The sequence below is a fragment of the Arthrobacter sp. genome, assembly GCF_031179985.1.
Taxonomy (GTDB): domain Bacteria; phylum Actinomycetota; class Actinomycetes; order Actinomycetales; family Micrococcaceae; genus Arthrobacter.
The window spans coordinates 104288-123830 of sequence record NZ_JAPSHJ010000001.1; the positions used below are offsets into that span (position 1 = coordinate 104288).

The 19543-nt window shown below is 62.3% G+C and carries 19 protein-coding genes and 3 tRNA genes; 9 read left to right on the forward strand and 13 right to left on the reverse strand.

Annotation, left to right across the window (positions count from 1 at the left end; translation table 11 throughout):
- Positions 1-181: 181 nt before the first annotated feature.
- From RIN13_RS00520 to RIN13_RS00535, 4 genes are all read right to left on the reverse strand, one after another.
- On the reverse strand, positions 182-841 hold the full coding sequence (locus RIN13_RS00520) for an ATP-dependent Clp protease proteolytic subunit (RefSeq protein WP_066291976.1): 660 nt from the start codon (positions 839-841) through the stop codon (positions 182-184).
- Between the two features lie 36 nt (positions 842-877).
- On the reverse strand, positions 878-1474 hold the full coding sequence (locus tag RIN13_RS00525; protein WP_309105495.1) for an ATP-dependent Clp protease proteolytic subunit: 597 nt from the start codon (positions 1472-1474) through the stop codon (positions 878-880).
- A gap of 244 nt (positions 1475-1718) precedes the next feature.
- Entirely contained in the window at positions 1719-3101 is a 1383-nt protein-coding gene (gene tig / locus RIN13_RS00530) for a trigger factor (RefSeq protein ID WP_309105382.1), read from the reverse strand.
- An 80-nt stretch (positions 3102-3181) separates the two neighbouring features.
- Positions 3182-3256 (reverse strand) — tRNA-Pro (locus RIN13_RS00535).
- A gap of 147 nt (positions 3257-3403) precedes the next feature.
- On the opposite strand from RIN13_RS00535, the gene RIN13_RS00540 reads away from it, so the two are divergent.
- A tRNA-Gly gene (locus RIN13_RS00540) sits at positions 3404-3477 on the forward strand.
- On the opposite strand, the gene RIN13_RS00545 is transcribed toward RIN13_RS00540, so the two are convergent.
- The 4 genes from RIN13_RS00545 to RIN13_RS00560 all read right to left on the reverse strand — a co-directional run bounded on the left by RIN13_RS00545 (position 3429) and on the right by RIN13_RS00560 (position 6957).
- Positions 3429-4490, reverse strand: coding sequence for a squalene cyclase (locus RIN13_RS00545; protein WP_309105496.1), 1062 nt, complete (start codon positions 4488-4490; stop codon positions 3429-3431). The two genes, RIN13_RS00540 and RIN13_RS00545, sit on opposite strands and share 49 nt — an antisense overlap.
- A 15-nt stretch (positions 4491-4505) precedes the next feature.
- Positions 4506-5402, reverse strand: a complete 897-nt coding sequence (locus tag RIN13_RS00550) for a DNA-formamidopyrimidine glycosylase family protein (protein WP_309105383.1) — start codon at positions 5400-5402, stop codon at positions 4506-4508.
- Positions 5402-5896, reverse strand: coding sequence for a ribose-5-phosphate isomerase (locus RIN13_RS00555; RefSeq protein ID WP_309105384.1), 495 nt, complete (start codon positions 5894-5896; stop codon positions 5402-5404). Before RIN13_RS00555 ends, RIN13_RS00550 begins: the two co-directional genes overlap by 1 nt.
- Positions 5897-5964: 68 nt before the next feature.
- A complete protein-coding gene (locus RIN13_RS00560) occupies positions 5965-6957 on the reverse strand; it encodes a hypothetical protein (protein WP_309105385.1) in 993 nt (330 codons plus the stop codon).
- A gap of 145 nt (positions 6958-7102) precedes the next feature.
- Here RIN13_RS00560 and pepN point away from each other — a divergent pair, with 145 nt between their 5' ends.
- Positions 7103-9658 (forward strand): aminopeptidase N, encoded by a 2556-nt coding sequence (gene pepN / locus RIN13_RS00565; protein ID WP_309105386.1) that lies wholly within the window; start codon positions 7103-7105, stop codon positions 9656-9658.
- A 3-nt stretch (positions 9659-9661) separates the two neighbouring features.
- Entirely contained in the window at positions 9662-10141 is a 480-nt protein-coding gene (locus tag RIN13_RS00570) for an OsmC family protein (protein WP_309105387.1), read from the forward strand.
- A 3-nt stretch (positions 10142-10144) separates the two neighbouring features.
- Here the strand turns inward: RIN13_RS00570 and RIN13_RS00575 are convergent, their stop codons facing one another.
- A complete protein-coding gene (locus tag RIN13_RS00575; RefSeq protein ID WP_309105388.1) occupies positions 10145-11155 on the reverse strand; it encodes an NAD-dependent epimerase/dehydratase family protein in 1011 nt (336 codons plus the stop codon).
- A gap of 135 nt (positions 11156-11290) precedes the next feature.
- On the opposite strand from RIN13_RS00575, the gene RIN13_RS00580 reads away from it, so the two are divergent.
- Together RIN13_RS00580 and RIN13_RS00585 are read left to right on the forward strand one after the other, a co-directional pair.
- A complete protein-coding gene (locus RIN13_RS00580) occupies positions 11291-11956 on the forward strand; it encodes a mechanosensitive ion channel domain-containing protein (RefSeq protein WP_309105389.1) in 666 nt (221 codons plus the stop codon).
- A gap of 2 nt (positions 11957-11958) precedes the next feature.
- Entirely contained in the window at positions 11959-12429 is a 471-nt protein-coding gene (locus RIN13_RS00585; RefSeq protein WP_309105390.1) for a globin, read from the forward strand.
- Positions 12430-12433: 4 nt separating this feature from the next.
- Here the strand turns inward: RIN13_RS00585 and RIN13_RS00590 are convergent, their stop codons facing one another.
- Entirely contained in the window at positions 12434-13099 is a 666-nt protein-coding gene (locus RIN13_RS00590) for a hypothetical protein (protein ID WP_309105391.1), read from the reverse strand.
- Positions 13100-13162: 63 nt separating this feature from the next.
- Between RIN13_RS00590 and RIN13_RS00595 the strand changes: the two genes are divergently transcribed.
- Positions 13163-14140: an acyl-CoA thioesterase II gene (locus tag RIN13_RS00595; RefSeq protein WP_309105392.1), complete on the forward strand. Its 978-nt coding sequence runs from the start codon at positions 13163-13165 to the stop codon at positions 14138-14140.
- Positions 14141-14237: 97 nt separating this feature from the next.
- Here the strand turns inward: RIN13_RS00595 and ettA are convergent, their stop codons facing one another.
- From ettA to ssb, 3 genes are all read right to left on the reverse strand, one after another.
- On the reverse strand, positions 14238-15920 hold the full coding sequence (gene ettA, locus RIN13_RS00600; protein WP_309105393.1) for an energy-dependent translational throttle protein EttA: 1683 nt from the start codon (positions 15918-15920) through the stop codon (positions 14238-14240).
- Between the two features lie 83 nt (positions 15921-16003).
- Positions 16004-16543, reverse strand: coding sequence for a DUF6993 domain-containing protein (locus tag RIN13_RS00605; protein ID WP_309105497.1), 540 nt, complete (start codon positions 16541-16543; stop codon positions 16004-16006).
- A 138-nt stretch (positions 16544-16681) separates the two neighbouring features.
- Positions 16682-17275 (reverse strand): single-stranded DNA-binding protein, encoded by a 594-nt coding sequence (ssb, locus tag RIN13_RS00610; protein WP_309105394.1) that lies wholly within the window; start codon positions 17273-17275, stop codon positions 16682-16684.
- Positions 17276-17494: 219 nt separating this feature from the next.
- On the opposite strand from ssb, the gene RIN13_RS00615 reads away from it, so the two are divergent.
- From RIN13_RS00615 to RIN13_RS00625, 3 genes are all read left to right on the forward strand, one after another.
- Positions 17495-17567: transfer RNA gene (locus tag RIN13_RS00615), tRNA-Arg, on the forward strand.
- Between the two features lie 94 nt (positions 17568-17661).
- Positions 17662-18858: an MFS transporter gene (locus RIN13_RS00620; RefSeq protein WP_309105395.1), complete on the forward strand. Its 1197-nt coding sequence runs from the start codon at positions 17662-17664 to the stop codon at positions 18856-18858.
- Positions 18859-19075: 217 nt separating this feature from the next.
- Entirely contained in the window at positions 19076-19519 is a 444-nt protein-coding gene (locus tag RIN13_RS00625) for a lipopolysaccharide assembly protein LapA domain-containing protein (RefSeq protein ID WP_309105396.1), read from the forward strand.
- The last annotated feature ends 24 nt before the right edge of the window (positions 19520-19543 follow it).

Below are 19543 nucleotides of genomic sequence, written 5' to 3' on the forward strand. Positions count from 1 at the left end.
GAAACCCCTTAGTATCTTGCTGCGAAAGCAGCTTTGCACCGGTTGTTGGAATTACCGACGTGCCTGAGACAAGCCCCGCCGTGACAACATCCACTCTAGGTCACATTGGGCCTGAAGGGTGGAAACCGAACGCCGATACGGGCCAAAAAAATCTGAACCGTACCGGCGTCGGGTGGAATTGCTACCGCGTGATGGCCTGCGGCTTGATCTTGCGTGAATCCAGGACCTGGTCGATAAGGCCGTAATTCATGGCCTCCTCTGCGGTGAGGATCTTGTCGCGCTCGATGTCATTGTTGACCTGCTCGGACGTCCGGCCTGAGTGGTGGGCGAGCGTATCCTCAAGCCAGGAGCGCATCCGCATGACCTCCGCGGCCTGGATTTCGAGGTCCGAAGCCTGGCCGCCCTGCCCGCCGGAGAGGGCAGGCTGGTGGATGAGGACCCGGGCGTTCGGCAGAGCGAGGCGCTTGCCCGGGGTTCCCGCGGCGAGGAGCACTGCTGCCGCGCTGGCGGCCTGCCCCAAGCACACGGTCTGGATCTCGGGACGGATGTACTGCATGGTGTCATAGATGGCCGTCATGGCCGTAAAGGAGCCACCCGGCGAGTTGATGTACAGCGTGATGTCGCGGTCCGGGTCGGTGGACTCGAGTACGAGCAGCTGCGCCATGACGTCGTCGGCGGAAGCGTCATCAACCTGGACGCCGAGGAAGATAATACGGTCCTCGAACAGTTTGGTGTAAGGATCCTGGCGCTTGAAGCCATACGGGGTGCGCTCTTCGAACTGCGGCAGTACGTAGCGGCTGGTAGGCAAATTACCGGCAGACGATCCGAAGTTGTAAGTCATTTCCATTGCTCCTGAATTCAGTTCTGTCTGTGCCGGTTAGTTCTGGGCGGTTCCGCCGCCACCGGCAACGGATCCGGCGTGGGCGGAGATTCTGTCGAAGAAGCCGTACTCCAGGGCCTCTACGGCGGTGAACCACTTGTCGCGGTCGTTGTCCTTGAGGATGGTGTCGACTGTCTGGCCCGTCTGCTCTGCCGTGAGTTCGGCCATGACCTTCTTCATGTGCAGAATGAGTTCCGCCTGGATCTTGATATCGGAGGCCGTGCCGCCGATGCCGCCTGAAGGCTGGTGCATCAGGATGCGGGCATTCGGTGTGGCGTAGCGCTTGCCCTTGGTACCTGAGGAGAGGAGGAACTGGCCCATCGAAGCCGCGAGGCCTGTAGCCACGGTGACAACATCATTCGGGATGAACTGCATGGTGTCGTAGATAGCCATGCCGGCGGTCACGGAGCCGCCGGGAGAGTTGATGTAGAGGTAGATGTCCTTATCGGGATCCTCGGCCGAGAGAAGCAGCAGCTGCGAGCAGATCGCATTGGCGTTCTCGTCACGGACCTCGGAGCCGAGCCAGATGATGCGCTCTTTCAGCAGTCGGTTGTAGATGTAGTTGTCCTGGGCGGCCGGATCAACAGTGGCCATTCTCGGAGCCGCGGATTGCTGTGACATATGTGCTTACCTCTCGCTGGTGACGGTGACGTCACTGAACGACATCACTGAACTTCACTACTTGGACACTAACCGTTTTCACGGACGTTTTGTTCTCAGGAATCGCACTGTTCGCTGACGGCGCATCGTACTCACGCAGTTGGTTCCGTGCGTCAAAACGGTGGTTAAAGGCGGCAGCCCCCGGATCAGGAATCCAGGGGCTGCCTTGCAACATTGCTTAGAACTTTACGGCTGCCGGGTCGTCGCTCGCGGCAACCTCGGTTGCCGGCGCTTCAGTCTCTTCAGCTTCTACAGCAGGTGCCTCTTCAGTACCGGGGCGCACGAAGTCGCTCAGGTCAACAGCCTTGCCGTCAGTGTCGGTTACCTCTGCCTGGCCCAGCACAACGGCCAGGGCCTTCCGGCGGCGGACCTCGGAAACCATCATGGGGACCTGGCCGCTCTGATCGATGATCTGGGCGAACTGGTTCGGGTCCATGCCGTACTGGCTGGCAGTGGTCACGATGTAGTCGATGAGCTCGTTCTGGCTGACGCCGACTTCTTCCTTGTCCGCAATGGCGTCAAGGATGATCTCGTTCTGGAAGGCCCGCTCGGTGTTGGCCTTTACTTCGGCGCGGTGCTCCTCGGTGTCGTGATCGCCTTCGCCGTGGGAGTTCTCAGCCTTGAAGTGGGCTTCGAGCTGCTCTTCAACTACGGAGTCCGGAACGGGAACCTCAACCAGCTCGACCAGCTTGTCCAGAACCTTGTCGCGGGCCTCTACGCCCTGCTCCACTACCTTGGACTCAGCTGCCTGCTTGGCCAGGTCCTCACGCAGCTCTGCAAGAGTGTCGAACTCCGATGCAAGCTGGGCGAAGTCGTCGTCGGCCTCGGGGAGCTCGCGCTCCTTGACGGACTTGACTACTACCTTGACCTGCGCGGCTTCACCGGCGTGGTCACCGCCAACGAGGGTCGTTTCGAAAATGGCATCCTCATCGGCGCTCAGGCCGGTGACGGCCTCGTCGAGGCCTTCGAGCATGGTGCCGGTTCCCACCTGGTAGGAAAGGCCGGAAGCGGAATCGACTTCGGCGCCATCAATGGTGGCTGTGATGTCGATGGTGAGGAAGTCACCATCAGCGGCCGGGCGGTCAACAGGCTTGAGCGTGCCGAAGCGGCCGCGAAGCTCGTCAAGGGCCTTGTCGACGTCGGCCTCCGAAGAAGCAGCGGCGGCAACCTCAACCTTGATGCCGGCGTAGTCCGGAAGTTCAACCTCAGGACGAACGTCAACCTCGGCGTGGAACTTCAGCTCGCCGTCCGTGGAGGACGGGTCCGGCACCTCGGTGATTTCAACCTCGGGACGGCTCAGCGGACGGATTCCCGACTCCTGAACAGCAGCCTGGTACCAGCCGTTGAGGCCTTCGTTGATGGCAGTCTCCAGCACGTAGCCGCGGCCAACACGCTGGTCGATCAGCTTGGACGGAACCTTGCCCTTACGGAAACCGGGGACCTGGATCTGCGAAGCGACAGTCTTGTATGCCTCTTCGATGCTGGGCTTCAATTCCTCAAAAGGGACCTCAACATTGAGCTTGACCCGTGTAGGGGTGAGGTTCTCGACAGCGCTCTTCACAGTCTAAGTACTCCTGGTTTTTGTGGGATGGGGTTCTGCGAACTCAAGGTCCTGTCCGGCCGTCGGCCGGGACTGCAGAGTCGGGGTGACAGGATTTGAACCTGCGACTTCCTGCTCCCAAAGCAGGCGCTCTAGCCAAGCTGAGCTACACCCCGTTAGTGCACAGGACAGTCTACGGGGATTTTGGCCAGGAATGCACATTTGACACTTGGGGCATGAATTAGGTTTAGTTGTATCCGGCTTGAAGAAGCCACCGGAAAGATCTGCGAGAATAGCTACAGAGGCTGTTGTTGCGCCTTCCCGGGGACGTAGCTTAATGGTAAAGCCTCAGTCTTCCAAACTGATTACGCGGGTTCGATTCCCGTCGTCCCCTCCAGTTGCCAACACCCTGGTCCCCGGACCAGGGTGTTTCTTTTTGTTCTCCTCGTCCCACCAAGCAAGTACGCGGGTGCCGTAGAAAGTGAGCCACTTGGACGGCTGGCCAGGAGGCACGTCGACCTCGAACCACGCCCGGCCCGGATGACGGCGTTCCTGCAGCCAGGTACCGTCGGGACGGCGGGCTGCGCGGATCACCTCCATGGCTTCTGCGAGCCGCGGATCGGGTGCTTTGCCATCATGCAGCGCCGCCGAGCGAAAGTAGTCCGCGGCATTGAGCACGCTGTAGAACCAGCGGAACGGGTACGCAAACATGGTGACCCAGGGGCCGACGAACTCACCTGTGGACAGGGTGCGAAGCAGCCGCCGCTCCAGCAAGTACTCCTCACCGGCTCGACGCGCCTCGCGATATGCATCGCTGCCGCCAGTCACGGCCTCAAAATCCAGCAGGCCCTTCAGCGAGTTAAGCGTGGAATGGAAGGAGGAGCGGGTAGAGCCCTCCATCCACTCGCAGTTCCAGCCGCCGTCGGCCATCCGGTGGTCGAGAAACCACTCGGCCACCCCGGAGACATCGGCCCCGAGCCAGAGGCCGTTTGAAAGTGTGAACGCATTAATGCAGCAGTCCACCTCGCCGCCCCAATACGGGAGGTTGTCGTACTCCCAGCGGCTGTTGGCCGCCAGCAAGCGGGCTGTACCGGCAAGAGCGCCGGCATCCAATCCCCAGTCCCGGAGCGTGTTGAGCGCATAGGTCGTCGCGGTCCACGGCTGCCCTGCATCCTCAGCAGCCTCGGGCCCGTTGAAGTCGAAGTCCTTGGGGTAGTACGCCCCGCCGGCCCATTGGCCGTCCGGATCCTGCAGCGCCAGCAGCCGCGCTCCGAAACCCTCTGTAGCGATCCGGGCCCGGGTTGCCCGCCAAACGTCCGGAGGTGCGTCCAGAAGGTCGCGCTCCACCTGCCACCGCAGCGCCGGGTCGGCGTCGAGCAGCCAGTCGAGAAGGGCTGGGTCGAGAGCCATCGTTGACAGGCTACCTCAACCGGTTTGTTGGCAGACAGGGCACCAATAGAGTTTTCTGGCCGAGAGTTCCGTCATGGCTATGGGCGTCCCGCAGACCCGGCACTCGAGGCCCTGGCGGCGGTACGTGAAGTGGGCCTCCTCCTGATCCGGCAGGAGACTGGGCCCAGCGGACCAGTACGCGGAAGGCGTGGTGATGATTCTCCCGTCACGGGCCCCGTCGGACATCACCGACACGGCGTCGTCCCACAAATCCGCAGCAGCGGCAGGCGTCAGCGACGTCCCTGGCAGCCAAGGGTTTAGCCGCCCTCTGAAGAGCAGTTCCGCCCGGTAGACATTTCCGACGCCGGCAATCACCTTTTGGTCCATGAGTAACGCCGCAATGGGGGTTCGCCTGGCCAGCACGCCACGGATGAAGGTTTCCTTGTCCCCCGGCAGGTTCCGCAGCGGGTCAGGGCCCAGCCGCTTGAGTACAGCGGCGAGGTCCTCCCCCGTAATGACGGCACACGTTGTGGCTCCCCTGAGGTCGGCCCAGCCGTGGCTGTCCACCAGCCGCACCCTGACGGCGCCTACCGGTTCCGGCGGGCCGGCATATATGACGGGAGCGTCGTCGTCGAACACTTCCTGCTCTCCCACCGTACGGGGAGCACCGATACTGGAGGCGCCACGGAAGGAATCATCTCCACCAAAGTTCCAGGCCCCGTACAGGCCCAGGTGGACGTGCAGGAAAAGGCCATTGCTGAACTCGAGGAAGAGATGCTTTCCGTGAGCGTGCGAAGCGGAGAGCCTGTGTCCGTCCAGGAGCCTGGCACCGGCGGAGAACCTTCCCTGGGGGCTGCTGACGCTGAGCTGTTTTCCCAGGAAGATGTCCCGAAACTGCCGGGCGAGGCGGTGTACCGAATGCCCCTCGGGCACTAGTCGATGACCTCACCGGTGGTCTCGTAGGCCGCGATCTTCGAGATTCTGCGGACGTGCCGTTCGTCGTTGCTGAAAGGTTCCTTGAGGAATGCCTCAATGAGCGCGGTGGCTTCCTCGACGCTGTGCTGGCGCCCACCGACTGCGACGACATTCGCGTCATTGTGTTCGCGCGCCAGGGTGGCGGTGGAGTGGTTCCAGGCCAGTGCGGCCCTCACGCCCTTGACCTTGTTTGCCGCGATCTGTTCACCGTTCCCGGAACCGCCCAGGACAATCCCGAGAGCGTGGACACCCGCCTGCTGGTCTGCAACAACAGCCAGGGCTGCATTGATGCAGAAGGACGGGTAATCGTCGAGTGCGTCGTAGACCTTGGGTCCGTGATCCACTACGTCATACCCCTGGGAGGTGAGGTGGCGTACGAGGTGGGCGCTGAGCTCCATACCGGCGTGGTCTGTGGCGATATGAACCCGCGGAAATGAAGGGGATGTGGTCACGGCGTTGTCCGTTCTGGTCGTGAGCACCGGGAAGCATCCGGGCTGTCTGGGGGTTGAAGCTAAGACTACTAGGAACGGCCCTCACCCCGCGCGCGTGCGGCAACTCGTGACAACACCTCGGCCAGCCTCTGCGCGGAATCCGGATTGCCGCCACTGACAACTGCCCTTTGTCCGTCAGTCTGCTTCAGCACCACAGCCGGACCGCTGCTGACCAGCACCGCTGTAGTGTCCCCGTGACTCCGGTATCCCCATCCCCCGTATTCGGCGGCCCGTACATCGGAGGCGGCGGCAGAGGAAATTGTGGCTGCGGGAACGTTCATCACGCGGACGAAACCCGCCACAAAGACCCGAAGCCCGCTCCTGTCTGCAGTGACCCGCGCAAACAGAAAGGCTGCCAGCACCGCCGCCACCGCCACCAGCAGGCCGCTAAGCCATGGGAGGGCCAGCGCAATCAGCGACGCCGGGAACAGCGTGGCCACTATGAGCATCACAAAGACCGAACTGCGGGCATGGACCCAAAGCCTGACATTGTCGCGGGCCAGATCAGGATCGAGTTGCTGCTCCAGGGCCTGTTCCAGCGCACGGTCATCATCAACCGACCACTGCTCATCTGCCTTGAAGACAAAGCCCACCACAACACCCATGGCAAGGGCAAAACCGCTTCCCATCGCGAGTACTATGGCGTCCACCTGCGCCGCGCGGGCGTCAGCCACGCCTGCCTGGCCAACCAGTACCGCAGCAAGGACAGCGGTGATGAACAGGCTCAGTGCGATACCTGTTCCCATCATGATCCGGCGCATGAGCACGGGCCTGGAGACGGGGACGGCCTGCAGCAGGACCAGCCAGCTGATGATCACAATAAGGCCTCCACCCACCCCCACAAACGCCGGAAACGGCGCAAAGCCCGTAACGCCGTCGGACGTCCACAGAACGGCTAAGGGTTCAGGGAGGTCAGGACGGAGGAGAACGGCGCACACCACGAATGCCACGGCCAGTAACACCGGAAATCCCAAAGCGAACCTAAGAGCCTTGGCATCCACAGCCTCACGGAACGTTCCCATAGTTCAACGCTACCCCTGCCGGCGGGCGTGTGAGCTGTGTAACTTGCCAACGCTGCACTAAATGAAAGAATGACTTCACAGTGCATGGTGGAGGCAGTTTCCCACCGGCAGCCGCAACCTTTTTGGAGGCAACACTTTGCCAGGTATGAACCTGACGCGCGCCGAAGCGCGCGAGCGCGCCGATCTGATCACCGTCGAGTCGTACGAAGTCAGCTTGGACCTGACGAAAGGGGACAAGGTCTTCGGCACCACCACCGCCGTGAAATTCACTGCAATACCCGGTTCGTCCACCTTTATCGATGCAGTGACGGAGACTGTCCACAGTGTCATGCTCAACGGGCTGGCCCTGGATCCTTCCGTTGTGGCTGACGGTGTCCGGATCCAGCTCCCCGAACTTGCGGAGCGGAACGAACTCCTGGTTGTTGCGGATGCGCCCTACATGAACACGGGCGAAGGCCTCCACCGTTTTGTCGATCCGGTAGACAACGAGGTCTACCTCTACACGCAGTTCGAGGTCCCGGATTCACGGCGAATGTTCGCTGTATTCGAACAGCCAGACCTCAAAGCGAGCTTTACGTTCACTGTCACGGCCCCTTCGCACTGGAACGTGGTTTCCAACTCCCCCACACCAGCCCGGGTGGAAACCATCCCGGCCGTCGACGGGGGCGCCCGGTCCGTGTGGGAATTCGCCCCGACACCGCGGCTGTCCTCCTACGTCACTGCCCTCATCGCCGGGCCGTACCAGTCAGTCAGCAGCGAGGTGAAGAGCTCTGACGGCAGGGTGGTCCCCCTGGGTATCTACGCCCGGAAATCGCTGATGCAGTACCTCGACGCCGATAACATCTTCGACCTGACCCGGCAGGGATTCGAGTTTTTCGAAACCCAGTTTGGCTGCCCGTATCCCTTCGACAAGTACGATCAGCTCTTTGTTCCCGAATTCAATGCCGGAGCCATGGAGAACGCCGGCGCGGTGACCATCCTGGAGGGGTATATCTTCCGAGGCAAGGTGACCGAAGCGCAGGTGGAGCGCCGTGCCATCACTGTCCTGCACGAACTGGCGCACATGTGGTTTGGGGACCTCGTGACCATGCGGTGGTGGAACGATCTGTGGCTGAACGAGTCCTTCGCCGAGTACATGTCCCATCTCGCGGCGGTGGAGAACACCAAGTTCGACCGTGCCTGGACCACGTTCGCTTCGGTGGAGAAATCCTGGGCGTACCGTCAGGACCAACTGCCCACAACGCACCCCATTTTTGCCGAAATCAACGACCTGCAGGACGTTGAGGTGAACTTCGACGGCATCACCTACGCCAAGGGAGCGTCGGTACTGCGCCAGCTGGTGGCCTGGGTAGGCCCGGAACAGTTCATGGCTGGTGTGCGGGAGTACTTCCGTAAGCACGCCTGGCAGAACACTGAGCTCAGCGACCTGATGGCAGAGCTGGAGACGGCCAGCGGGCGGGATCTGGACACCTGGGGCCGGCTCTGGCTGGAAACGGCTGGAGTGAACACGCTCAAGCCCGAACTTGAAGTCGACGGTGAAGGGGCTATCACCTCATTCGCCATCCTCCAGTCAGCTGTTGAGGACCGGCCCACCATCCGGCCGCACCGGCTGGCGGTGGGGTTCTACAACCTCACCGACGCAGGCAAGCTTGAGCGGGTCCACCGCGAAGAGCTCGACGTGGACGGCGAGCGCACGGAGGTTTCCGGCCTGGCCGGTTTGCAGCAGCCTGACCTCATCCTGCTGAACGACGATGACCTGGCCTATGCCAAGGTCCGTCTGGACCCTAAATCCCTGGGCACGGCCACAGGACATCTCAAGGACTTCAGCGAGAGCCTTCCGCGCACCCTGGTCTGGGGTTCAGCCTGGGATGCCGCCCGCGACGGCGAAACCCCCGCCCGCGGTTACGTTGAGCTGGTTCTCGCCAACATCGCTCAGGAATCGGACTCGTCGGTCATCCTGGTCCAGTTGCGCCAGCTCGCCACTACGTTGAACTTTTACGTGGCAGAAGCCCACAAGGAAGCAACGGCAATTTCGGCAGCGGATCGGCTGTGGGAACTCGCAGGTGCTGTACCGCCGGCCTCGGACGCCCAGCTGCAGTTCGTCAAGTCCTACGCCCTCCTCGCCAGGAGCGCCGGGCAGCTGGACACCGTTGCCGGGCTGCTGGACGGTTCCGTGGTCCTTGACGGGCTTACCGTTGACCAGGACCTCCGTTGGGAGCTCCTGGCTTCGCTCGTTGCCGGTGGCAGGGCTGATCAGGACCGGATTGATGAGGAACTTGACCGCGACAACACCTCCAGCGGCCAGAACGCAGCAGCACTGGCCAAAGCGGCCATTCCCACCCCGGAAGCAAAAGCGGCGGCCTGGGATTCGATCATGGTCAAGGGAGAGCTCTCCAACGCCTTGCAGGCCTCCGCTGTTGCCGGCTTCTCCCGGGTCCTGGACTCCTCGCTCCTCGAGCCGTACGTGGAGAAGTATTTCGACGCCGTCCCCGGCATCGTGGCATCCCGCACCCACGCGCTGGCTCAGCAGATCGTCGTCGGGCTCTACCCCTCCCAGCTGACGACGCAGGCGACGGTGGACAGGACGGACGAGTTCATTGCCGCCCTTCCCGAGGAAAGCGCTGCACTCAGGCGCATGATGCTCGAAAACCGCGACGCCGTGGCCCGGGCACTGCGCGCCCGTAAGGCTGATGAGGGTTAGGACATGACATTGGCTGAGCACCGCTATTCCGTCACTGTCCGCTGGACGGGCAACCTGGGCACCGGGACATCCGCCTACCGGGCGTATTCCCGCGACCACGACATCCGGATTGAGGGGCTGCCCGTTCTGAAGGGTTCGGCAGACCCAACGTTCCACGGGGACAGGACCCGCTACAACCCTGAACAGCTGTTACTCACCGCACTGTCACAGTGCCATATGCTTTCATTCCTTCACGTGGCGGTGAAGCGCGGGGTCGTGGTGACGGCCTACGAGGACCATGCCCATGCCATGATGCGCCTCAACCGGGACGGCAGCGGCCAGTTCGAGGAGGCCACCCTCAATCCCCACGTGACCACAGCTGAAGCTACGCTCGACGGGCTGTTGGCGGACATGCATCACGAAGCCAACCAATTGTGCTTCATCGCAAGGAGCGTGAACTTTCCTGTTCGGCATTCCCCAACTTCCGAGGTCGCCGCTGCCTAGCCGTCAATACACCCGGCTCTGGCCCGCAGTAAGCAGGCTGGCTATCAGACGGCGTTCAGTCGCGGGACTGAGCCCGGCTTTCCGCTCCCTGGCCAGTCCGCGGCTCCGTTCATCCTCGAGCGTGTCACGAAGGGTGTCCTGCCAGGGCCTCAGGGTCAGCCCGCGGGCAACGGCGGCTGAGTTGCTGCGGGCAGAGTGTCCTTCATAGTCCGGCGGCAGCCACAGCGGCAGCGAGTCCTCACCGGCCCAGGGAGCAACTCCTTCATTGACGAGCCAGTCTTCGGAGGCTTTGACTGTATCTGTGGCACCAGTCAGCCCTTGCGATTCCTCGATGTACTCCCGGAAGGGGACCACGGCGCCAACCGCATTCAAGGTTTCCGTAATCCCCTGCCGGGCTGCATAAAGGATCCACGCGGCGAGATCCCTGACGTCGATAATCTGGGTGGCGGCCTCGGGAATGTCCGGCACTAAAACGGGCCCGGTGCGCTCGGCGGCGGCCCGCGCAAACCGGGCAGGCCAGTACCCGTAGCGGTCGGTTTCGTCGCCTGGCCCGCTGATCAGGCCTGCCCTGCAGAGATGGGCCGGACGCATCCTGAGGGTCAGCGCCTCGATGGCGGACTTGGCCTCTCCATAGACTTCGGGAGAGAATGGTGTGCCGTCGGGCAGCGGGTCCAGCAGCCTCGCGTCCTCACCGGCTCCCGGTACTGAATGATCTGCATAGACTGAGCAACTCGACACAAACGTCCAATGCGCAGCCCGGTCCCCCAACGACTCCAAGGCGGCCCCCGCGTGCTGCGGATCGCGTGCCACGTCGATGACTGCGTCCCATTCCCGGGCGGCTTCAGCGTAGGCGGCAGCTCCTTCGCTGCGGTCCGCTGTGATCCAGTGGGCGCCGGCCGGGGGTGCCGCGGTTGAGCCCCGTGCCAGGCACGTCACGTTGTGGCCGCCTGCCACTGCTTGCCGGGCAATTTCCGCCGAAAGGAACGCTGTACCGCCAAGAATCAGGATGCGCATGTGGCCACGCTACGGCGCTAGTGTTGAAAGTAACCAGAGTTTATGCGCCGGGTGAACACCGATGAAGTCCGGTAGAAATAACGCCCTGGAAGTAACCCGGCAACAGCCGGTCTGCAGTGAGGAGCACATCCACAGATGTACAGCACGTTGTCGATCGCACCGCCCCTTACGTCCGCCACGGACGGAATCAGCGTTCCGGGAATTGTGATCAGTCTGGGTGTTGGCGTCGCCGTCTGGCTGGCGGCGACCTTCGTGATTTCCAGGATCTCCCGACGGGTCGCCTCCGGGAGCACTTTCTTCAAGAAGCCCCATTTCCGGTGGGTGGCGCCGGCATTGCGTGCCCTGGACCATGAGCGGCGTGTGCAGCGGGCAAACACCATCGGTTCCCTGCTCAACAGTGTGGTAGGGGTGCTGGTCGCAACCATCACTACCATGTATGTGCTCCGCAACCTGGATATCGACATCGCCCCCCTGCTGACGAGTGTTGGCATCCTGGGTATCGCCATAGGCTTCGGCGCCCAGCAGCTGATCCGTGACTTCCTCGCCGGGATCTTCATCACCATTGAGGACCAGTACGGAATCGGTGACGTCATCGAGACCAGCGAAGTGGTGGGCACAGTGGAGTCCATGGGCTTGCGGATCACCAGGGTTCTCGCCGAGGACGGCACCATCTGGTACCTGCGCAATGGCGAGATCCTCCGGGTAGGCAACCGCTCCCAGGGGACGTATGTGCCCCCGGCGTCGCAGCCGGAAGTTGCAGACGACGATGAAGCACCAACCCAGCAGAAAGCCGGAGAGTAGTTATGACCAATCCATCCGTCGAGCCCGGAAAGCCGAAGATGCTGATGCAGAACGATCCGTTCAGCCAGCCAGGCTACACTGACAACTTTTATGATGCCGTAGGGGGCCACGACACGTTCGTGAAGCTCATTGACGTCTTCTACGACGGCGTTGCAACCGACCCGATCCTGCGGCCCATGTATCCCGAAGAGGATCTTGGACCGGCCAAGCGCCGCTTCCTGATGTTCCTGGAACAGTATTGGGGCGGGCCCACCACCTACGGCGAGGAACGCGGCCACCCCAGGCTCCGGATGCGGCACATGCCATTCAGCGTCACTCCTGAAGCGAAGGACCGGTGGCTGCTCCACATGAGGACGGCCGTTGACTCCCTCGAACTTCCGCCGTTATACGAAAATACCCTGTGGGACTACATGGAGCGCGCCGCACTGTCCATGGTGAACAGCCCTTCCGGCAACGGACCCTCACAAGCCTAGAGGGTCAGAGCCCGAGTCCAGCGCCGCTCCGGGCAAGGACGTGGCCTCTGGGGCTGCTGAGCCTGAACCAGCGCCCGGCACGGTAAAGCTGGTGCTCACCGCTGCCGAGAAAACCCAGAGTCAGGGCGGCGAAGGCCGCTCCGGTGGGGAGTCCACCGGCTCCGGGAAGATCACGTCCCCAGACCGATGCCCTTGCATTGTTGACTATCAGCGCACCGGGCTTATCCGGGACAATCTGCGCGACCTCGGCCATCCCGGCTTGTGCGGCATCTTTCAGCGCAGAGTCTGTCAGTGAGCCCAGCAGCTCCCAGCCGCTCCGCGGCGCGCCGACCCCCGCCCAGGACTCGGTGACCGTCGACGGCGGAACGGGGAGTTCGACGTCGGACTCGCCTGCCCGTGCCAGACGGTCAAGGACCGCTGCGAGCGTGACAGTAACGTCAGCCTGGGCTGGCTCCGCCAAAGCCATAGTGCGCAGGCCGAGGATGGTGGGCGTGGCTTCGCCGAGCAGTCTCGGCCGCAATACGCACACATACGCAGCAAGCACCGAGCCGGACGCCTGCAGCCGGATGGCGCCGTCGTCCACCGCCTTTGCGCGGGTCACGTACGTGCGGAGGTCCGCCAGATCCTGGGGATCGGCGAAGCGGAAGGGCTGGGTGAGAACATCTGACACCTTAAGGACTCTACCGCCAGCTGTCCGGTTGAGCAGTACCGGGGTGACGTCTAGAGTCAAATCATGACTGAAGCGGAAGCCGGATTGCAGGCGTTGCCCACGCAGGACCCCACCACCTCCTTGATCGAACTTCTTGATCTCGGCGAACTCGAAGGTGCCCGGACGGATGAGGACATCTTTATGGGCCCGTCACAACGGCAGCCGGGGCAACGTGTTTTTGGCGGCCAGGTTCTGGCCCAATCGCTCATTGCCGCAAACCGCACCGTGGATCCGGCCCGCCACGTGCATTCGATGCACGGTTATTTCCTCCGCCCGGGGGATGCAAACCAACCCATCACTTTCGGGGTGCAGCGCCTCCGCGACGGGAGGTCGTTCTCGGCGCGGCGTGTCCACGCTTACCAGGACGGCACACCGATCCTCTCGATGATCGCCTCCTTTCAGGAAGACGATGAAGGCCTTGACCACCAGTCCGAGATGCCGCTGGGGATTCCGGAACCTGAGTCGCTGCCCAGCACCGCCGACCTTCTGGGCAAGTACGATCATCCCGTAGCGCGGCATTGGGCCTACGAGCGTCCCATAGACATCCGGCATGTGGACCCCGCACTGTACGTGTCAGCCAACGGCACCAAGGAAGCCAGGAATGCGGTCTGGATGAAAACGTTCGGTCCCATGCCCGACGACGCCAACATGCACCGGGCTGCCCTCGCTTACGCCAGCGATTACACCATCCTGGAATCGATCCTGCGCAAGCACGGCCTGAGCTGGGTCACCCCAGGCATGAGTGTCGCCAGCCTTGACCATGCCATGTGGTGGCACCGCCCCGTACGGGTTGACCAGTGGCTGCTCTACGTGCAGGAGTCTCCCAGCGCCCAGGGTGCCCGCGGCCTGGCCACCGGCAAGATCTTCGACAGGGAAGGCCGGCATGTTGCCTCAGTGGCACAGGAAGGCATGGTCCGGATCCCCACGGACCTGAAGAACAAGGTGGTGGGTGCTGTCCAGTCCAAAGTTCTCAAGCACCAGATGCGCAAAGCCGAACGGTAAAACAGCCAGGCAACAGCGTGAGCAAAACGAAAGGCCGGCTTGGCGGATGATACCCGCCAAGCCGGCCTTCTTCGTTTCAGGACTTTTCCTTTGGGGATCAGTCGCGGGTGAGGCGCCGGTGAGTCACACGGTGCGGCTTCGCAGCATCGGGACCGAGCCGCTCCACCTTGTTCTCCTCATAGGACTCAAAGTTGCCCTCGAACCAGTACCACTTGGACGGGTTCTCCTCATCGCCTTCGTAGGCCAGGATGTGGGTCGCCACCCGGTCGAGGAACCAGCGGTCGTGCGAGACGACCACGGCGCAGCCAGGGAATTCCAGGAGGGCGTTCTCAAGGCTGCTGAGCGTTTCGACGTCGAGGTCGTTAGTGGGCTCGTCAAGGAGCAGAAGGTTTCCACCCTGCTTGAGGGTCAGAGCCAGGTTCAGACGGTTACGCTCACCGCCGGAAAGCACTCCTGCTTTCTTCTGCTGGTCCGGGCCCTTAAATCCGAATGCTGCCACGTATGCCCGGGAGGGCATTTCGACGTGGCCTACCTGGATGTAGTCCAAACCATCGGAAACTACCTCCCACAGGGTCTTGTTGGGATCGATGCCGCCGCGGCTCTGGTCCGCATAGGAAATCTTGACGGAGTCACCGATTTTGAGGTCGCCGCCGTCGAGGGGCTCAAGCCCCACGATCGTCTTGAACAGGGTGGTCTTACCCACGCCGTTGGGTCCAATGACACCGACGATGCCGTTGCGCGGCAGTGAGAAGGACAGCCCGTCAATGAGGGTCCGGTCCTCGAAGCCCTTCTGCAGGTTCTTCGCTTCGAGCACCAGGCCACCCAGGCGTGGTCCCGGCGGAATCTGGATCTCTTCGAAGTCGAGCTTGCGGGTCCGGTCAGCTTCCGCTGCCATTTCCTCGTACCGGGCCAGGCGGGCCTTCGACTTGGTCTGGCGGCCCTTGGCGTTCGAGCGGACCCACTCAAGCTCTTCGGTCAGTCGCTTGGCCTGCTTGGCGTCCTTTTTGCCCTGAACTTCCAGGCGCGCACGCTTCTTCTCCAGGTAGGTGGAGTAGTTGCCTTCATACGGGTACAGGTGGCCGCGGTCCACTTCGGCGATCCACTGGGCCACGTGGTCCAGGAAGTAACGATCGTGGGTTACGGCGAGAACAGCGCCATGGTAGTTGGAAAGGTGCTGCTCAAGCCACAGCACACTCTCGGCGTCGAGGTGGTTGGTGGGCTCATCGAGAAGCAGCAGGTCAGGCTTCTGCAACAGCAGCTTGCACAAGGCCACGCGGCGGCGCTCACCACCGGAAAGGAGCGTCACGTTGGCGTCCGCTGGCGGGCACCGCAGAGCATCCATGGCCTGTTCCAGCTGTGAATCCAGGTCCCAGGCGTCGGCAGCGTCAATCGCTTCCTGCAGGTGGCCCATTTCCTCAAGCAGGGAGTCATAATCGGCGTCGGGGCTGGCCATTTCCTCGGAGATGGCGTTGAAACGCTCGATCTTTCCGATGATTTCGCCTACGCCCTCCTGGACATTGCCGAGCACTGTCTTCTCTTCGTTCAGCGGCGGTTCCTGAAGCAGGATGCCCACGGAGTAGCCCGGGCTAAGCCGCGCTTCGCCGTTGGAGGGTGTGTCCAGACCCGCCATGATCTTGAGAATGGTGGATTTACCGGCGCCGTTGGGGCCGACCACACCGATCTTGGCTCCGGGAAAGAACGACATGCTGACGTCGTCGAGAATGAGCTTTTCGCCAACAGCCTTACGGGCCTTGGTCATTGTGTAGATAAATTCCGCCATGGTTCCAAATCTAGTGGGTCGGCCCGGATAACTCACATTCGGGACGGTTCCAGGACACGGAAGGAATCAGGCGCACAGACGGTTCAGAGCTGTGTGCCTGCGAAGCATTTGCCGGTAGACAGCACGGGCAGAATGACCACCGTGACCTTTCCCTCACGTACTTGGCCGATCACGCAGTCCTTATCCTGAAGCACCGCAGCTTCTATCGCATCAACTTCCAGGCCTGTAGGAGTCTGGCTTGCTGACACCTCCAATGCGGACGACGACACCCCTGCCGCAGTCAGCGTTGCAAGCATCTGGTCCCTCGTGGGTTTTGCCGAACCGGCAGCAAGATTCGTGAGGGCCTGTTCAACCTTGTCCCTCACGAGGGCCGTGGCGGGCGCCAGGGCCACGGGAGTAGGAGCGGGGGCCGCGGAGCCTCTGCCCGAGGGGGAACCAGCGTTCGACGTGGCGGAGTCTCCAGGAGAAGCCGGGTCGCCCAGATCCGTACCCGCGGGGGGCGTGCAGGCAGAAGATGCGACGAGGACGAGGAAGGCCAGAACTGCTGCGCGCTGATGGCGTGCGGGCAGGATACGAGGGGTTGGCGTACGACGGGTTGGCCTCAGAGGTTTAATCGCTCGCATCACCTTGCCATTCTGCCATGCGGTTCGCGCCCCTTTCGGCACCCCGGCGTCCTGCGCACGGCGACGCCGCTGCAGCTGCGGCGCCGCCTTTCACCGAGGCTGCCCTGCCACACCGTGACACAGTGATCCTGCCCTTTATCAGGCCGCCACGCCCGTCAGCTCGCCAGTACTGGAATCAACGACGAGGAGTTCTCCGCTTTCCTCATCGACGAAAACCGAGGGTGGTTCATCCATCCCTGTCGGCACCTCGGAAGTGTCGCCGGGTTCGCGTTCCGGGCCGTCGTAGTCCGGCTCTGCAGCGAATTCGCGTGACGCACGCTCGGAATCTCCCTCAGGGGCAATCTGCACAGTCTGGTTACTGGATTGTCCATTTTGCCCAGAGGTCCGGATGAAGTTGGCTGAACCCCACATGAGGTCGTGGCCGACGGATTCGGCGTCAATTTCCGCCACGTGGTAGATACGCCCCTCCTTCTCCCAACTGCGCATTTTGAGACGGCCAACAACAATGACGCGCTGCCCCTTTTTGATACTGCAGGCCAGGTTGCCTGCCAGTTGCCGGTACCCCTGCACAGTGAACCAGTTGGTATTGCCGTCCACCCAGGCGCTGGTGGCGCGGTCAAAGCGGCGGTCCGTGGAGCCAATCCGAAAGGATGCGGTGGCCGTTCCGCCGGGCGTCGTTGAAGTCTTGATCTCGGTGGCCACGAAGCCACGGACCGTGATGTTGTCAGTCATGGTGATGTCCTGTCTCGAAGTGTGCTGCCCAAGCGGGCAGTTCCAGCTTTACCGAGGGCGTCAGCCGCGGCGAGGGACCAACGTGGCTATGTGCAAAACTCCGCCCACCAGAGAGTGTTGGGTACAACTGAAAATCGCATGGGACAGCTGGCGGTTTCCGAGCGCAAGTCACTGTAAACTTTTTGAGTTGCCTCTTGGACAGCCTCGAGGAAACATACTGCCCCAGTAGCTCAGGGGATAGAGCAGCGGCCTTCTAATCCGCCGGTCGGGGGTTCGATTCCCTCCTGGGGCACAGGAAGGAGGCTCTGGCCTGTGAAAACACAGGCCAGAGCCGATTCCGTTGAAATACGTTCGTGCCTCCGTCGTCCAACCAGGAGCTGCCTCTAGTGAAATCGGCTGCTCCCGAACTGACCGCGCGGAAACCCTCGGCCGCTTTGTACGCTGCAGGTTTTGTGACCGCTTTCGGCGCCCACAGCATAGCCGCCGGAATGGGGGCGCAAAGCGAAAACATCGGCCTGACCTTACTTAACCTGGGTATCCTCCTCGCTGTCTACGACATCTCGGAGGTATTCCTCAAACCAGTCTTCGGGGCGCTCAGCGACCGGATCGGCACGAAGCCCGTTATTGTCGGGGGTCTCCTGGCCTTTGCCGCACTCTCACTTACCGGGCTGTGGGGAGCCGATCCGCTCATGCTGGGTCTAGCCCGTCTCGGGCAGGGAGCAGCTGCTTCGGCCTTCTCCCCCGCGTCCTCCGCCATGGTTGCCAGACTGACCCGAGGAAAGAATGCCGGAACATTTTTCGGCCGTTACGGTTCCTGGAAGAGCCTGGGATACGTCATCGGGCCGCTGCTGGGAGCCGGCTTGATTCTCGCCGGCGGTTTTGCACTTTTGTTTGCCGCATTGTCAGTACTGGCAGCTGCCACTGCCGTGTGGGTTGTAGTGGCTGTACCCAACCTTCCGCCACTTCCCCGGCAGCGTTACACAATGCTGGATCTGGCACGTCAGGCCACGGAACGGCGGTTCCTCGTTCCAACACTGGTGCTGGCGGCGTCGACGTCGGCGCTCGGTGCAGCGATCGGGTTTCTTCCCGCACTGGCTACCCGCCATGGTCTTGATCCCCTTGCCGGCACTGCTGCAGTCAGCGTGCTGGCCATCGCCTCAGTACTCATCCAGCCACGGATCGGCCACCTTCGTGACAGGGGACGCATCTCCGATACCCAGGGCATGACAGCGGGACTGTTGCTCACCGCAGGCGGAGTCGCGGTCCTGGCCGTCGCCCCGGGGCCAATAACGATCTTCATCGCCGCAGTGGCGATTGGCGCCGGGGTCGGCGCCGCCACACCGATTGGCTTTGCCCACCTGGCAGATACCACTCCACCGGAACGGGTCGGCAGGACCATGGGTTCGGCCGAGCTCGGCCGGGAACTTGGAGATGCCGGTGGTCCTTTGCTGGTGGGCGGAATCGCCACGCTCGCGAGTCTTCCGCTCGGCCTTGGTGCGCTCGCACTGGTGGTTGCGGCGGCAACTCTCCCCCGACTCGCCGCGGACAGCGGGACGCAAACAGACGACCAGCCTCTGCGCTGACCAAAGCCTCTCGTCTTTCCAGCTTGGAAAATGAGGCAATCTCCCCCGGTCCAGACATTCATAATAAGCATGCTTATCATCCTATTGGCAAGCATGCTTAGTAATTTCTTTGATTGGGCTTATGATTCGAATAGGGCGGTCGGGGCCGCCACCGGCAACCCCGCCATTCCAGGGGTAGCTGCCTCTGGAGAGCTGCCTTTGGGGAGGATGAAAAGCCATGACACAACAACCCAACCATCAGGATCCGGCCAAGCCTCGCGAGGCCCGGGCGGGCTACCTCGCGCCGGAGAGTCCAGGCCGAAGTGTACCTGCGGCAGGGACGGCAGGCGGCACCGGAGCCAACCGCATCCAGGCTTCCGAACGCCCGATGCCGGCTGCGCCGGCTGAGAAACGGGTTACCCGAGCGGGAATGGTGTGGGTTTCCGTGGCCACGGCGCTTGTGGTCCTGGTGCTCCTTATCGTCTTCATCCTGCAGAACCAGGACTATGTTCAGGTGAGATTCCTGGGACTCGAGGGGGCCGTTTCCTTGGGGATGGCTCTGTTCATTGCTGCAGTCGCCGGCGGAGTGCTGGTCGCAATCGCGGGCGCGGCACGGATCATCCAGCTGCGCACCGCAGCGCACCGCCGGGCTCAGGCTGCCCGAACGCCCACAGTCAAATAGGGAGCCCAACGTCAAGACGCCCGG

Coding starts and splice junctions, on each gene's coding strand:
- RIN13_RS00625 (WP_309105396.1), top strand. CDS start 19,076: ATGACACAACAACCCAACCATCAGGATCCGGCCAAGCCTCGCGAGGCC.
- RIN13_RS00575 (WP_309105388.1), bottom strand. CDS start 11,155: ATGCGCATCCTGATTCTTGGCGGTACAGCGTTCCTTTCGGCGGAAATT.
- pepN (WP_309105386.1), top strand. CDS start 7,103: ATGAACCTGACGCGCGCCGAAGCGCGCGAGCGCGCCGATCTGATCACC.
- ettA (WP_309105393.1), bottom strand. CDS start 15,920: ATGGCGGAATTTATCTACACAATGACCAAGGCCCGTAAGGCTGTTGGC.
- RIN13_RS00585 (WP_309105390.1), top strand. CDS start 11,959: ATGACCAATCCATCCGTCGAGCCCGGAAAGCCGAAGATGCTGATGCAG.
- RIN13_RS00525 (WP_309105495.1), bottom strand. CDS start 1,474: ATGGCCACTGTTGATCCGGCCGCCCAGGACAACTACATCTACAACCGA.
- RIN13_RS00595 (WP_309105392.1), top strand. CDS start 13,163: ATGACTGAAGCGGAAGCCGGATTGCAGGCGTTGCCCACGCAGGACCCC.
- RIN13_RS00605 (WP_309105497.1), bottom strand. CDS start 16,543: ATGCGAGCGATTAAACCTCTGAGGCCAACCCGTCGTACGCCAACCCCT.
- RIN13_RS00520 (WP_066291976.1), bottom strand. CDS start 841: ATGACTTACAACTTCGGATCGTCTGCCGGTAATTTGCCTACCAGCCGC.
- RIN13_RS00560 (WP_309105385.1), bottom strand. CDS start 6,957: ATGGGAACGTTCCGTGAGGCTGTGGATGCCAAGGCTCTTAGGTTCGCT.
- ssb (WP_309105394.1), bottom strand. CDS start 17,275: ATGACTGACAACATCACGGTCCGTGGCTTCGTGGCCACCGAGATCAAG.
- RIN13_RS00580 (WP_309105389.1), top strand. CDS start 11,291: ATGTACAGCACGTTGTCGATCGCACCGCCCCTTACGTCCGCCACGGAC.
- RIN13_RS00545 (WP_309105496.1), bottom strand. CDS start 4,490: ATGGCTCTCGACCCAGCCCTTCTCGACTGGCTGCTCGACGCCGACCCG.
- RIN13_RS00570 (WP_309105387.1), top strand. CDS start 9,662: ATGACATTGGCTGAGCACCGCTATTCCGTCACTGTCCGCTGGACGGGC.